General features: G+C 72.1%; 11 protein-coding genes. All 11 read right to left on the bottom strand.

Annotated elements, in window-relative coordinates; all coding sequences use genetic code 11:
* Positions 1 to 72: 72 nt before the first annotated feature.
* A complete protein-coding gene (locus OG344_RS11930) occupies positions 73 to 1179 on the bottom strand; it encodes a DegT/DnrJ/EryC1/StrS family aminotransferase (RefSeq protein WP_405088269.1) in 1107 nt (368 codons plus the stop codon).
* A 25-nt stretch (positions 1180 to 1204) separates the two neighbouring features.
* Positions 1205 to 1858 (bottom strand): acetyltransferase, encoded by a 654-nt coding sequence (locus tag OG344_RS11925; protein ID WP_405088268.1) that lies wholly within the window; start codon positions 1856 to 1858, stop codon positions 1205 to 1207.
* The gene (locus tag OG344_RS11920) at positions 1855 to 3333 is read right to left on the bottom strand and encodes an oligosaccharide flippase family protein (RefSeq protein ID WP_405088267.1); all 1479 of its coding nucleotides are present in this window, start codon (positions 3331 to 3333) and stop codon (positions 1855 to 1857) included. Before OG344_RS11920 ends, OG344_RS11925 begins: the two co-directional genes overlap by 4 nt.
* Positions 3330 to 4583, bottom strand: coding sequence for a glycosyltransferase family 4 protein (locus tag OG344_RS11915; protein WP_405088266.1), 1254 nt, complete (start codon positions 4581 to 4583; stop codon positions 3330 to 3332). Before OG344_RS11915 ends, OG344_RS11920 begins: the two co-directional genes overlap by 4 nt.
* The gene (locus tag OG344_RS11910) at positions 4580 to 5710 is read right to left on the bottom strand and encodes a DegT/DnrJ/EryC1/StrS family aminotransferase (protein ID WP_405088265.1); all 1131 of its coding nucleotides are present in this window, start codon (positions 5708 to 5710) and stop codon (positions 4580 to 4582) included. The genes OG344_RS11915 and OG344_RS11910 overlap by 4 nt, the downstream gene beginning before the upstream one ends.
* Positions 5707 to 6888, bottom strand: coding sequence for a glycosyltransferase (locus tag OG344_RS11905; RefSeq protein ID WP_405088264.1), 1182 nt, complete (start codon positions 6886 to 6888; stop codon positions 5707 to 5709). Before OG344_RS11905 ends, OG344_RS11910 begins: the two co-directional genes overlap by 4 nt.
* A complete protein-coding gene (locus OG344_RS11900; RefSeq protein WP_405088263.1) occupies positions 6885 to 7877 on the bottom strand; it encodes an NAD-dependent epimerase/dehydratase family protein in 993 nt (330 codons plus the stop codon). Before OG344_RS11900 ends, OG344_RS11905 begins: the two co-directional genes overlap by 4 nt.
* A 49-nt stretch (positions 7878 to 7926) precedes the next feature.
* Positions 7927 to 8958: a Gfo/Idh/MocA family oxidoreductase gene (locus OG344_RS11895; protein ID WP_327049293.1), complete on the bottom strand. Its 1032-nt coding sequence runs from the start codon at positions 8956 to 8958 to the stop codon at positions 7927 to 7929.
* Positions 8959 to 9027: 69 nt separating this feature from the next.
* On the bottom strand, positions 9028 to 12744 hold the full coding sequence (locus OG344_RS11890) for a DUF4082 domain-containing protein (RefSeq protein WP_405088262.1): 3717 nt from the start codon (positions 12742 to 12744) through the stop codon (positions 9028 to 9030).
* Between the two features lie 394 nt (positions 12745 to 13138).
* Positions 13139 to 14152 (bottom strand): TolB family protein, encoded by a 1014-nt coding sequence (locus tag OG344_RS11885; RefSeq protein ID WP_405088261.1) that lies wholly within the window; start codon positions 14150 to 14152, stop codon positions 13139 to 13141.
* 115 nt (positions 14153 to 14267) lie between these two features.
* Positions 14268 to 14879: an acyltransferase gene (locus OG344_RS11880; RefSeq protein WP_405088260.1), complete on the bottom strand. Its 612-nt coding sequence runs from the start codon at positions 14877 to 14879 to the stop codon at positions 14268 to 14270.
* Positions 14880 to 14888: the final 9 nt, after the last annotated feature.

Below are 14888 nucleotides of genomic sequence, written 5' to 3'. Positions count from 1 at the left end.
GGCCATGCCGCCGAGTTCCCGGGCGCACGGTCCCGCCGGGCGTCCGGGCCGGCCGAGTTCCCGGGCTGAGGGTCACAGCGCCTTGCGGAGCGCCCCGGCCACTTCTTCCTGCTGTTCCGGAGTGATGTGCGGGAAGATCGGCAGTGAGAGTATCTCTCCGGCCGCGCGCTCGGCCACCGGGAAGTCGCCTGCCCGATAACCGAGATCCGCGAACGCCGGCTGGAGGTGCACCGGCACCGGGTAGTGGATCTGGGCCTGCACCCCCTGCTCGTGCAGACCGGCGAGCACGCGGTCGCGGTCGGGCACCCGGATCACGTAGAGGTGCCAGACATGGTCGGTGCTCAGCGCCTCCTCCGGAGAGGCCGGAATGGTCACGCCCGTGTCCACGAGGTCGGCCAGCAACTCGCCGTAACGGGCCGCCGCCCTTCGCCGCCGATCGTTCCACTCGGCGAGCCGCCGCAGCTTCGCACGCAGCACCACCGCCTGGAGAGTGTCAAGGCGTGAGTTGAAGCCGAGCGTCTCGTGCCGATACTTCACGTCGCTGCCGTGGTTGCCCAGCAGGCGCACCCTTCTGGCCAGTTCGGCCGAGCCGGTGGTGACCGCGCCCGCGTCGCCGTACGCTCCGAGGTTCTTGCCGGGGTAGAAGCTGGTGGCGGCGACGGCTCCGAATCCGCCGGAGCCGATTCCGTCGCGGGTCGCGCCCTGGGACTGGGCGGCGTCCTCGATGACCGGGACGTCCCCGGCGACCTCGGCGATCCGATCCATCCGGGCCAGCCGGCCGTACAGATGGACGGGGACGATCGCCGCGGTGCTCGGGGTGATCGCGGCGGCGAGCCGGTCCGGGTCGATCAGCAGGCAGGCCGGCTCGGCGTCGACGAGAACCGGCCTCGCCCCTGCCCTGAGCACCGCCTCGGCCGTGGCCACGAACGTGTTGGCGGGCAGGACCACCTCCGATCCGGGTCCCACCCCCAGCGCTCGAAGCGCCAGTTCGATCGCGTCGGTGCCGTTCGCGACGCCGACGCAGTGCGCGACGCCGCTGAAGGCCGCGTACTCCTCCTCGAACGCGGCCACGTCCGGCCCCTGCATGAAGGCGGTGGAGCCGAGCACGCGGGCGAAGCCGGCGTCGATCTCCTCCGCCACTTCCTCGTGGGCGGCACGCAGGTCGACGAACGGGATCACGGAAGCTCCTTCTGCCATGAGGCTGTCACGTTGGATTCACGGGGGCCGGGCGGAGGTACCGGGCGGGGACCCCCGCCCACACCTCGCCCTCCGGCACGTCACCGGTCACGACCGAGCCCATGCCGACGAGCGACCAGGCTCCGACGGTGCGGTTCTCCCGGACGAGCGCCCCGGCGCCCAGGTAGGCGCCGCGGTGGATCCGCACCCCGCCCGCGAGCCGTACGCCGGAGGCGATGGTGGCGAAGTCCTCCACCACGTCGTCGTGGGTGAGGGTGACATGGGGCATCACCGCGACATGGGCGCCCACCTCGACCGAGGTGGTCAGCACACACTGTGCGTGCACCACCGATCCGGGGCCCACCCGGGAGGTGGCCGAGACCACGGCGGTGGGGTGGACGAGGGTGGCGTACCGTTCGGCGGGCAGGCCGAGCCGCTCCACGATCCGCAGGCGGCTGGCGTAGTCGTCCGGCCGCCCGGTGCAGACGACGAGCCTGGCGTGGTCCGGCAGCGCGGTGACGCCGCCGAGGACCGGCAGGCCGTCCACGAGGGTCCCATGGCGGGCCGGGTCGTCGTCGAGGAAGCCGAGCAGCCGCCATCGGCCGGCGGACGCCAGCGCCAGCTGGGCGGTTTCCCTGGCGAAGCCCCCCGCCCCCACGAGCACCAGATCCTCGGGGATCACGTCGCGGCCTCCGCCGCCACCGCGCCGGCGCCTCGCAGGCCGCGCAGCGCCCCCCTCTTCAGGTAGACGAGCGCACCGACCAACGCCAGCGTGGCGGAACCCGCCACGAGCAGGGCCACCACGTCGATCCTGATCAACCACGCGAGCAGCGCGGCGGCCAGCCCGGCGAGCAGGCCACCGGCGACGCCGGGTGCGACGCTCGCCGCCAGACCAAGCGAGCCGACCCCGACCCGCCTCAGCTCGCGCAGGTAGATGGGCAGCACGACGAGCACCGCGACGGCGACGTGCGCGACGCCCGCCCCGGCGAAGCCGTACGCGCGCACCGTGACCACGAGCGCCGGGGCGAGCAGGACCAGCCAGATCACCTGCACGGTGAAGACCACCCGTGAACAGGCCAGCACCACGAAGTAGTCGTAGACCAGCTCGAAAGCGATCCGCAACGCGCCGAAGACGGCCAGCCACACCAGGGCGGAGGCGGCCGGCTCCCACACCGGGCCGTAGACGAACCGGACGAGCGGCCCGGCGGCCCCCGCCAGCAGCAGGCACACGGGCACCGTCACCGCGACGAGAAGCCCGGCCGTGGAGGTGAAGGCCCCGCGCAGCGCCAGCGGGTCGTGCTGCAGCCGGGCGAAGGCGGCGGGGGCCACGCTGCGCACCGGCTGGGAGAACACGCTCACCGGCCAGTTGGACAGGTTGAAGGCCAGCACGTAGAAGCCGAGGGCGGTGGCCCCCAGCAGATGCCCCACGACGAACTGGTCGAGGTTGGCGACGAGGAAGACGACGATGCTCGACCCCGCGAGCGGCAGGCCGAACCGCAGCAGCCTGCGGGCCACCGAGAGATCGAACCCCAGCCTGAGCCCGCCGGGCGCGAACCCGATGTACAGGAGGGCCGATCCGGCGGCCCCGGCCAGGCGCCCGACCGCGAGGCTCATCGCGCCCCATCCGGCCAGGGCGAGGGCGATCGACACGAGCGCGCCCAGCCAGTTGTTGACCTGGTCGGCGACGGCCTTCCTGTCCTGCCTGAAGTATCTCTGCAGCATGGCGGCGGGGGCGGCCACCGCCCCGCTCACCAGCACGTTGAGGGCGAGCAGCCGCACGACGGGCGCGGCCTGCGGATTGCCCATCGCCGCGGCGAACGCCGGCGCGCCGGCGAAGCAGGCGAGGTAGATCAGGCCGCTCGAGACGAGGGAGACGGTCGCGACCGTGGGAGCGATCTCCTTCGGATCCCCCGGCCAGCGGACGATGGCCAGGCTCACCCCCAGCTCGTTGAAGCTCAGCACGGCCAGCAGGGCCACCATGGCGACGGCGAACGTGCCGAACTCGGCCGGCCCGAGCAGCCGGGCGAGCACGATGCCGATGGCGAGCGTGCTGAGCCTTCCCACGACGGTGTTGACGAGGCTCCAGCCGAGGGCCCGGGACGCCTGCCCGAAAAGAGAGTCGCCGTCCCTCACCCTGATGCTCCGCAACCGGCTCACCGCTTGTCCACCATCGGCTCCCGGGGGGTGGCACGGGCCGCGGCCACGGCGTTGAAGTCGTCGGCGGGCGCCCTGCCCCGCGCCCGCGCGTACTTGCGGCGCACCTTGTAGCCGACCACGGCGGCCGACGAGCCGAGGGCCGAGCGCAGCGAGCCGCGCGGGCCCGCCCCGGTCAGCGCGTCCCGGTAGACACCCTCCTGCACGCGGGCCGCGCTCTGGAGGCTGAAACGGTCCACGACGAGCGAGCGGCCGAAGGCGCCGAGCTCGGTCCGCAGCCCGGCATCGGCCAGCAGCGGGCGCAGTGCCTCCTCCAGCCTGCGGGGACCCTCGGCTGCGCCGTCCCCGAGGCCGTACCAGCCGCCGGTCAGGAAACGATCGGCGGTCCGCGGGGTGAGCGTCTCGAAGAACCCCGCCTCACCCTGCACCACGAGCGGGCAGCCGAAGGCGAGGGCGCGCAGCGCCGACCCGCCCATGCCGATGGCGATCGCGCCGCACGCGTAGGCCGGTCGGGGGTCGAACAGCTCACCGGTCAGCACGACGACCCGCTCGCCCGCCCCGGCGTTGACCTCGGCCGCCCGGCGCTCCACCTGGTCACGGGCCGCGCCGTCGCCGACGACGACCAGCCGGACCGGCAGTTCGGCGGCCAGGCGGCCCACGACGTCGACGGCCGTCAGCAGGCCCTCCAGCTTGAGCTCCGGCACGAGGCGGCACACCACGACGACGTTGAGCCGGTCGTCCCCCAGCCCGAAGCGGGTGGTGAACTCCCCGGACGGGTGCCCGGGCGCGTTGGCGACGACGTCCACCGGCGGCTCGACGAGACGCACGTACCGGCGGCGCCCGGCCTCCAGCTCCCGCAGTTCCTCCGTACCCACGACGAGCGGCAGCTCGGGGGGCAGGAACGGCGCGACGCCGGCGGACATCACCGTGCACACGGCCGCGGCGGGCGACCTGCCGAACGTGGCGAAGTACGCCTCCAGCCCCGGCGGCCACTCGTATCCGTGCACGACGTCGATGCCGCGCTCGGCCACCAGCCTTCTGAGCATCCGGATGGTGGGCGGATCGGGACGCCGCCTCGCCGGGTCCAGCTCGACGTGTTCCAGCCCCGCCGCCGTGACCCGCTCGACGAGGGGCCCGGGATCGCTCACCACCATGACCTCGTGCCCGAGGTCGCGTACGGCGGCCGCGAGCTCGATGGCATTGAGCTGGCTGCCGCCGACCTCCATGGTGTGGGGGTAAACGAGGATCCTCATGCCCGGCTCGCCGCCCTGATGACCTCCACCACGGCCTCCTGCTGCCGCTCGGTCAGGTCGTGGTGGAGCGGCAGGATCAGCGAGTCGCGGGTCAGCCGCTCGGTGACCGGCAGGTCGGCCTTCGCGTCGGAGGCGTACGCGGGCTCCAGGTGAGCCGCCATGATGCCGCGCCGGGCCGACACGCCCGCCTCGCCGAGGAGCCGCAGCAGCTCGTCGCGGCCGACCGGGAAGTCTTCGGGCGGCAGAACCCAGAAGCCCTGGTAGTTGGTCTCGCCGTACCGCGGGTCGCGGATCGCGTACAGGCCCGGGATGTCGCTCAGCAGACTGTGGTAGCGGGCGGCCAGCGACCTGCGGCGGGCGACCATCGCGTCGAGCTTGGCCAGCTGGACCAGGCCCAGCGCGGCCTGCATGTCGGTCATGCGGTAGTTGAAGCCGGTCTCCAGGTACTGCTCCAGGATGGGGGTGGCGCCGGCGGCGTGCCTGTCGGCCGCGCTGACGCTCATGCCGTGCTCGCGCAACCGCCTGGCGCGGGCCGCCCACTCCCCGTTCCCCGTGGTGATCATCCCGCCCTCACCGGTGGTGAGGAGCTTGCGCGGGTGGAACGACCAGGTGGCGACCAGCGCGTCCGCGCCGACCGGCCGGCCCTTGTAGACCGAGCCCGCGGCGCACGCGGCGTCCTCGACGACGGCGATCCCCCGCGGCTCGCAGACCGCGCGCACCGCGTCGGCGTCCGCCGGAGTGCCCGCCTGGTGCACCAGGATCACCGCGCGGGTGCGGCCGGTGAGGGCCGCCTCCACGGTCTCCGCGGTGAGGTTGGCGGTGGTGGGTTCGACGTCCGCGAAGACGGGGACCGCGCGGAGGTAGCGGGCGGCGTTGGCCGTCGCGATGAAGGAGAGCGAGGGCACGACGACCTCGTCCCCCTCCTCCACTCCGGCGAGCAGCAGTGCGAGGTGGAGCGCGGTCGTGCAGGAGGACAGGGCGACGCCGTGGCCGGCGCTCATCCTCGCCGCGAACGCCGCCTCGAACTCCGCGACCCTCGGCCCCTGGGCCACCCAGCCGGACTCCACCGCCGCGGCGACCGCGGCCGCCTCCTCCGGCCCGAACCACGGCTTCATCACGGGTATCACGCCCGTGACACCTCCCTCGTCTCGTTGTCGAGCAGCCCGGCCAGCGCCAGGGCGCGTTGCGACCAGTCGTGCCGCGCGGCGAAGTTCCTGCGGCGCCCCGTCAGGCCGGGGGTGCGCGGCTCCCGCGCCGCCTCCGCGACCGTCCGGGAGAACTCCTCCGGCGAGCGGGCCGTCCTGATCAGTTCCCGGCCGTCCGGTTCGCCCCGCAGCAGCGCGGTGGCCGGCAGTTCGGAGGAGACGACCGCGCGGCCCGCCGCCAGGTACTCCAGCGTCTTCAGGGGAAAGCTGGCCTGGTTGAACGGGGTGTCGGCGTACGGCGTTATTCCCACGTCGATCACCCGCAGGTAGGACGGAAGCTCCGCGAAGGGTTTGTTCCCCACCCATCGGACGGTGGGCCGCCGGATCAGCTCGTCGAACCGGCCGGGGGCGAAGCCCGGCTTCCGGGGGCCGACGAGGAGCAGTGGTCCGGCGGCGGCCACCGACTCCAGGATCGCGATGTCGGTCCGCTCGTTGATGTTGCCCACGAACCCCGCGACCGGGCCGTCCGCCGGAGTGAAGGGCACGTCCGGGGGAGGCGGCGCGTCGTCCACATTCGCGTAGGCGGCCACGTCGCAGCCGTTCGGGACCAGCTCGGCGGTCCGCCCGAGCGCGGCGAAGCGATCGCGCAGCGCGGGGCTGACCACCGCGACCACGTCCGCCCTGCGCAGTTGCCGCGCTTCGGCTCTGACCATGGCCCGCACCGGCAGTCCCATCATCGGGGCGCCGGCCACCAGGTCGTCGGTGGCGTAGAACAGGGTGCGCGCGCCCTCGGCCGTGCCGAGGACGTCGTCGTAGTTCGCGGCGATCACCGCCTCGGCCCGCCGTCCCAGGCGGCGCAGCGCCCGCCGTACCGCATGGCGGGTCAGCGCGACGCCGAGCGGATAGACGCCCGGCCGGCTGCGGGCGGGCGGCACCCGGACGGTGAGCACGGACAGGCCGGGACCCGCCGCGTCCAGCGGCGGGCGGGCCAGCGTGCCCGCCAGCTCCGGCCTCCGCCTGCGGGCCGCCACCGCGACGGGCGGGTTGACGTAGAGCACGTCGCGTCCGGTGGCCAGGCGGTCGGCGATGTGGCGGTCGGTTCCCGCCACGGAGCCGTCGTAGTAGCTTCCCGCGAAGTAGACGAGGAGCCCTTCGCTCACCGCGCCCGGCCTCCCGCCGCCGCGGCCGTCGTCTCCCGCCACCAGGCGACGAGGCGGGAGAGCCCCTCCTCCAGGCCGATCTCCGGCTTCCAGCCGAGGAGGTCCGCCGCGCGGGAGATGTCCGCGAGCCGCCGCGTGACGTTGTTCGCCCGGCGCGGCGGCCCGTACTCCGGCCGCAGGTCGCTGCCCATCACGCCAAGCAGGGCTTCGGCGAGGCCGGTCAGGCTGATCTCGGCGCCGCCGGCGATGTTGAAGACCTCGCCGCTCACGCCGGCCGCCGCCGCGGCCAGATTGGCCCTCGCGATGTCCTCGGTGTAGACGAAGTCCATCGTCTGCTCGCCGTCGCCGAGGATCAGCGGCGGCTGCCCTCCGGCGATCCGCTCCATCCACCGGATGAGCACTTCCGTGTAGAGCCCGTGGACGTCCATCCGGGGGCCGTAGACGTTGAAGTACCGCAGCGCCACGTAGTCGAGGCCGCGCGTGGCCCGGAAGCTGCGCAGCATGCCCTCGTTGTAGAGCTTGGCCGCGCCGTAGAGCGTGTCGTTGTCGTACGGGTGGTGGTTCTCCGAGGTGGGGAAGACCTCGGCCAGGCCGTAGACGGAGGCGGAGGAGGAGGCCACGACCTTGCGCACGCCCGCGTCCACCGCCGCCTCGACCACGTTCAGCGTGCCGTTGACCAGGACGTCGTTGGCCAGGCGGGGCTCCTCCACGCACTGGGTGATGCGGATGGCCGCCAGGTGGAAGACGTAGTCCATGCCCTCGGTGAGCGTCTTGACCAGGTCGCGGTCCAGGATGTCGCCCTCGACGAGGCGCACGGCTCCGCCCGCCTGAGCCAGGTTCTCCCTGCGGCCGCGGACGAGGTTGTCCAGGACGACGATCTCGCCGGCTCCGGCCCGCGCGAGCTGGTCGGCGACGGCCGACCCGATCGTTCCCGCACCTCCCGTGACGAGGCATCGGCTGCCGGTCAGTGCCGGGTACGCGTGTGTCATTGACTCCTCATTCGATTGGTCGGATCACCGGGCGGGGACGGGGGGATGATCACAGTTCGACCCGTACGCCACCATTGTCGAGGCTGCGGGACGCCGCTTCCAGCAGACGCAGGATTCGCAGGCCGGAACGTCCGTCGGTCAACGGCGCCCGTCCCTCCGCGATGGCGCTCGCGAACTCGCTCATCACCCCGCGAAGGGCCTCGCCTTCGGGCAGGGCCGGCACGTGGATGTCACCCAGACGGTAGGAGATGAGGGCCCGGCGGCGCTCGTCGGGGCCGAGCTCGCCGGGCTGCCGGTCCACACCCCGGTCGTAGACGCCGACCCGCTGGGAGGGGTTCAGGTCGTCCCAGACGATCGTGCGACGCGAACCGCCGAGCACCATCGTCCGGATCTTCGTGGGACTCAGCCAGTTGACGTGGATGTGGGCGATGCTTCCGGTGGACAGCCAGAGGGTGAGGTAGGCCACGCAGGTGCGGCCCGCTCCGATCGGATCCGCGCCGTGCGTCGCCACCGCGATGGGCCGCACGTCGTCGGGGAGGACGAAGTCGAGGATGGACAGGTCGTGGGGCGCGAGATCCCACAGGACGTCCACGTCGGGCTGGACCAGCCCCAGGTTGATGCGGACCGAGTCGATGAACTGGACGTCTCCCACGCCGCCGCCGCGAACCAGCTCACGGATGTGCCGGACGGCGGGGGTGTAGCAGTACGTGTGGTCGAGCATGAGTGCCAGGCCCGATTCCTCGGCCAGCTCGACCAGTTTGCCCGCCTCATCCGCGTCCGGTGTGAGGGGCTTCTCAACCAGCACGTGCTTGCCGGCTTCGAGCGCGGCGCGGACGAGTTCGAAGTGGGTGGCCGCCGGGGTCGCGATGGCGACGGCGGCGACGGACGGGTCCGCGAGCACCTGCTCGACGGACGTGGTGGCCCGCACCGTGGAGTAGGACCCGAGCACCGACCGGGCACGGCCGAGGTCCAGGTCGCAGAGCCACTCCAGCCGCAGGGCGGGCGTCGCCTGCGCGTTGCGGACCAGGTTCGGCCCCCAGTACCCGGCGCCGATGACGGCCAGCCCGATCGGTGAAGACACTGCTGTCCCTTCTGTCGAGACGGACGGCGGCGGGCCGGACCGCTTCCCGGTACGGCCCGCCGCCTCCGGCTAGGGGTGGAAGACGACGTCGACCCAGTAGTTGGCGCCGTTGTAGGTGTTCTGCGGGAACTGGGACGCGCCGCCGTAGGCGTACACGCCGTTTCCGGCCGAGCCGCCGCCGTTGGCGAGCGCGGTCAGGTGACCGTTGACGACGGGACCGGAGTTGAAGTAGCCCCCGTCTCCCGAGTAGCGGCCGTTCGGCGCGTAGTAGGACGCGACGTACGTCGTGCCGGCGGTGATCGGCACCGGGGTGGTGAACGTCAGCGTCTGCCAGCCGCCGGACGTCTCGCCGGAGAAGGTGCCGGTGGCGAGTCGCGTGCCGTCCGCCGCCCACAGACTCCCGATGTGGGTTCCGGTGTTACCTGGGCCCTTGTAGAAGCGGACGCCGGTGATCTGACCGTCGACGTCGGACCGGAACTTGACACCGACCTCGATCCCCGAGGCGTCGTTCTCGGCCACGTTGCCGGGGAGAGCGTCGCTCTCCCAGATGGAGCACGGGCAGTCACCGGTCGTCGTGAACGACCACTGGGTCTGCGTCATCGTGTTGTTCGCGTCGTCCTTGGCTCCGCTCACCCGCACCGTGTACTGCTTGCCGTCGCCCAGCGCGGCGGCCGGTGTGAAGGTGAGCACCTTCCGGGAGGGGTCGAGCGAGGCGCCGCCGGTCACCGGCACGCCGCCCGGCCCCTCCACCGTGATCACCGGGGTGCCGCTCTGCACGGCCTCGCTGAAGGTCGCCCGGATGACGGTGGAGGCCGGGACGCCGGTGGCGGCGTCGGCCGGCGCCTTGCGCGCCACGGTCGGCGGGGTGACGTCCGGCGGCACCGAGAACATCGCGTCGACCCAGTAGTTCGAGGCCCCCCACGACCCGGTGGGGAACCGCCGGGAACCATAGGCGTACAGGCCGTTGCCCCCGTCCTGGCCGTTGCCCAGCGCCGTGAGCGGGCCTCGGGTGACGGCCGAGGACAGCCCGGAACTTGTCACCGCGTAGTTGCCCGCCATGGTGTGGTACGACGCGACGTAGGTGGTGCCCTCCGTGACCGGCACCGGCGAGGAGAAGGTCACCTCCTGCCAGCCGAGGGTGGACTCGTTGGTGAACGTGGCCGAGGCGAGAGCGGTGCCCGCCGCCGACCACAGGGTCCCGATGTGGGTCCCGGTGTTCGCCACACCCTTGTAGAAGCGGACGCCGGTGACCAGGCCGTCGACGGAGGCGCGGAACTTCACGCCCAGCTCCACCTCGTTGGGGTCGTCCGTGCTCGCCGTCGCCGGAAGGGCGAGGTCGTCCCAGATCGAGCAGGGGCACTGCCCGGGGGGAAGCGTCGCCTTCGCCGTTCTGAAGGTGAAGCTGTAGGTCCCCTGCATCGTGTTGCCCGCCGTGTCCTTGGCCCCGCTGACGGCCACGGTGTACGTGGTGCTGTTGGCGAGCGTGCTCGACGGGGTGAAGGTCAGCTTGGCGGCCGAGCCGTCGAGCGACGCCGTACCGGGGACGGAGACGCCGCCCGGCCCCTTGACCGTGAGGGTCGCGGAACCGCTCTGGACCGGCTCGTTGAACGTGATCGTCGGGGCCACGTTCGTCGGGACGCTGGAGGAGCCGGCGTACGGCGTCGAGTTGACGACGCCCGGCGGGAAGGTGTCCTGGGTGGCGAACACGACGTCCACGCCGTAGTCGCCGCCCCGGTAGGAGCTGTTGGGGAATCCGGCGCCCACCCGGTAGACGCCGTTGCCGCCGGCCTCCGCGGTGCTGGGCGCGGTCAACGGCGCCCGCGTGTACGACTGGCCCCAGAAGGCCCCGGCGGTCGAGGAGTAGCGCCCGACCGGCGCGTAGTAGGAGGCGACGTAGGTGGTGCCCGCGGTCACGGTGACGGCGCTGGGGAAGGTCATCGTCTGCCATCCGGTCGCGCTCTCACCCGAGAACGTGCCGGTGGCGAGGAGCGTTCCGTCGGGCTTCCACAGGGAGCCCGTGTGGGTCCCGGTGTTGCCCGTGCCCTTGTAGAACTTGACGCCGGTGACCCAGCCGTTGACCGCCGGGCGGAACTTCACGCCGAGTTCGATGGCGGAGGTGTCGGTGCCCGTCGGGGCCGCAGGGACGTGGGAGGGCGGATAGATGCTGCACGGGCACTTGACGGTCACGTTGCGGCCGGCGCCGGGCGTCTCCAGGTTGGCGCTGTCGTCGACCGCCCGGCTCTTGATGTTCACTGTGCCGGACCCGGTGGCCGTCCAGGTGTAGGACCAGCTCTCGCGGCCGTTCGCGGGATGCCACGTGGCGCCGCCGTCGGTGGAGACCTCCACGCCACCGACCCTGCCACCGCCGGAGTCGGACGCGGTCCCGGTGACGGTCACCGTGGCGCCGCTGTTCAGCGAGGCGTTGACCGCCGGGCTGGTGATCGTCGACGTCGGGGCGGTGTGGTCGGACGACGCGGCGACCGTGGCGAGGCCCGGCATCAGCGAGGCGGGCTGCACGCCCATGTCGGCCAGGACGTTGACCGTCGCCTGCTGCATGTTCGGGTCGGCCGCCGGGGTGTCGCCGTCGTGCTCGGCGTCGAGACCCCACGCCCACTGGACGGTGCCCGCGCCGAACACCAGGGCTCCGCTCGCTGCGCGGTACATCGTCAGACTGTGGGTGGCCGTGCCTGCTGCCACGTTCGTGCCCCAGTCCTGGAGCTTCGCCGGGACGTCGACCGTCGTGCTCGACATGCGGAACAGACCGGCGGGGCGCGACCCGTTGTCGACGTCCTCGTCCCACTCGTATCCGAGCGTGCTGTCGGTCAACGTCGTGGACTGACCGAGCGACGCGCGGGTGGCCAGGTTCGTGTTGCGCCAGAGGCGCAACCTGCCGTCGGCGGAGGGGACGGTGATGGAGTAGGTGCAGCAGTTGACCGTCCACAGGGTGCCGGTGAGGCTGTTCTCCGGCTTACCGCCGTCGGCCGGCGGGCTGAAGCGCGGGTCGCGCCAGGTGCCCGTCCAGACCTCGGACGGATCGGTCTTCGCGTTGTCGTGGGTCTCCTTGTAGGTGACCAGCGTCCGGTACGGGACGTCGCCCGCGCCGTTCTCCCACCTGGTCTTCCAGAAGACCTCGTTGCCGCTGAAGAACGCGAGGTTGACCCCGGCGTCCCTGGCCGCGGTGAAGGCATCGCGCTCGGCCCCCGACCAGTACTCGTCGTGCCCGACCGACAGCAGGGTCCTGTGGTTCAGCAGCGCACCGGGGTTCCGGTCCACGTCCATGCTGCCGGCGTAGCTGACGTCGTACCCGTTGCGCTCCAGGAAGCGGATCATCGGGTACTCGGCGTTGAACAGGTAGTCCCTGGCGGTCGTGCCGCTCCGGTTGTGGAACGGGCGGTTGTAGCTCACCTTGACGGCGCGGCCCGTGGCCGTGTTGGCGCTGCCGCCGTACAGGCTGTTGCCGCCCCAGTCGTTGTACGCCTGCCAGGTGGTGTCGGAGGTCTTGAAGAGCACGGCGCTGGTGCTCGCGTCGTTGCGCACCACAAAAACGATCTTGTTGCCGTCGCTCGTGCCGTCCGTGCGCACGAGGTGGGCGAAGTAGACGCCGGAGATCTGCCCGGACGGGACCGCCCAGCTCGTGACGGTGTTCCAGGAGCACTCGGTGAGGCCCGTGGTGTCGTTCGTGGGGCAGGTGGCCGGGTTGGCCCGGGCGACGGCGACGTTCGGCGTCAGCTCCGTGACGAACCGCGCGCCGTTGCCCTGGTAGTAGCCGATCCGGTAAATCTTCACGGTGAACGCCGTGGCGCTCGTACGGATCTTGAAATTGACCGTAGCGCCGCCGGCGACGCTGAATTGATCGGAATAACCCTCAATAGTGGATCCGTCAGAGGTATCACTCTCTGAATCCCATTCGTCCGGAGATGTACCCGGATTGTCGTTCTCACAGGTGATCGCGTTCCCACCGGTGCCGCAGGCCCCCGCCGCCTGCGCCGGGACGGGAATCGCGAACACGGCGAACAGCGCGCCGAGGATGGCGACTCGAAGTCTCATTGACGTTCCTTACGGAGTAGGTGCCGCGGGCGCATCGAACGCCGGACGTGCACCAGAGAAAACCCACATAATCGACGCCACCTCAGCCACGTTGGTTTACCTGCGTCACGGACCAGATGGATCGATCCATCACTCACCCCGCCACCGCGGGGGAGCGGGCGTCGCGCAGGAGCGGACGCGGCCTCCCGGAGCCGTCGGCGGGCACGGTGTAGACGTCGGTGGTGTTCTCGCCGCGGACGCGCGCGTACATCACGTCGTGGTCGTCGAGCCAGGCCGCCTGGTCGTCGACGGAGGCGGTCTCGGCCAGTTCGACGTCGCGTCCGCTGCGCAGATCGAGGACGTGCAGCCGCCAGGTCGCAGTGCCCTCGGCGACCCGCTTCTTGTAGACGACCCGCGTCCCGTCCGGGGACAGCGACGGGCACTCGACGTTCTCCCGCACCGTCTCCATCCGGCGCCTCGCGAAGTCGCCCCGCACCAGGTAGGTGGAGCCCCCGGTCGCCACCGTCGCGTAGAAGCGGTTGTCGTCCCGATCGAAGGTGACCCCCCAGTAGTTCAGGTCGGCCGCCCGGCGCACCTTGTCATTCATCACCAGCGTGAACGACTCCAGGTCCTCGACCAGGGCGCCGGTCCTGGTGTCGAGGACCCCGGTGCGGGTCGAGAAGCCCAGGCCGGCGTAGGAGTCCCCGTTGACGAAGACCGTCCAGGAGACCATGCGGCCGGTCGGCGACACTCGGGCGCGGCTCGGCGCCCCCGGCAGCTCGATCCGCCGCGTCTCCTTCAACCGGCTGTCCACGACGACCGCGTAGAACCTCGCCACCGCCGCGCGCACCGCCGTCAGGCAGACGCCGGAACCGGCCGCGCTGTAGAAGCGCACGCATTCCAGCCCCGACACCTCCCGCGGCCCGTCGGCGGGGACCGGACCGGACGGCAGACCGGTGGAGGCCACCTTGCCGCCACCCGCCCCGGCGGTCACGAACACCAACCGGCCGGGCCGGTCGAGGTCGACGCGGCCGGGCCCGGCGGATGTCGCGGCCGTCGTCTCCTCCTGCCGCACCCTCTCCGCCGCACGGGCCATGTAGACCCACGCCGCCACCGCCAGGAGGACCGCCGCGACCGCCAGGGCCACCAGACGCGTCCGCGTGCTCATATCGTCACTTCTCCGCTTTCCGCCCCTTGCATCCGGCGTCTCGCGAAGCGCTCGCCGCGCCGTGCCGTGCCGTGCCCGACGGCTGCCAGGGCTGTTCGGTGCCGTTCGGGCGCTCTCAGCCGCCTGTTTCAGCAGGGGCGAGCGACCCCGCGTCCTCCACATACCGCTCGCCCGTCTCCGGACAGATCCATCCGCCGTCCGGAGACTCGGCGAGCGGCCGGCCCGCTCGTCCGACCCATCCGATCCGCCGCGCCGGGTTGCCCGCGACCAGCGCGAAGTCGGGCACGTCCCGGGTCACCACCGCGCCGGCGGCGACCAGCGCGTACCGGCCGATCGTCCGCCCGGCGACGATCACGGCCCGCGCTCCGACGGCCGCCCCCTCCCGCACCTCGACGCCGAGGGCCTCCCAGTCGCCGTCGCGCTTGAGCCGTCCGGTCGTGTCGGCCGAGCGCGGGTAGAGATCGTTGGTCAGCACGGCCGCCGGGCCGATGAAGACACCGTCCTCCAGCACCGCGGGCTCGTAGACGAGCGCGTAGTTCTGGAGCTTCACGTTGTCGCCGAGCACGACGCCGGGGCCGACGTACGCTCCCCGCCCGAGAACGCAGGAGACGCCTGTCCGCGCCTTCTCGCGGACCTGCGCGAGATGCCAGACCCTGGTCCCCCGGCCGATGACGGCGCTCGGGTCGACGTCCGCCGAAGGGGCGATAACGGGTTCCTCGGTAGTCATGCCGCTCCT

Origin of the sequence: Microbispora sp. NBC_01389 (assembly GCF_045040095.1) — a bacterium.
GTDB lineage: Bacteria > Actinomycetota > Actinomycetes > Streptosporangiales > Streptosporangiaceae > Microbispora.
This window is presented reverse-complemented; position numbering and strand designations above follow the sequence as displayed.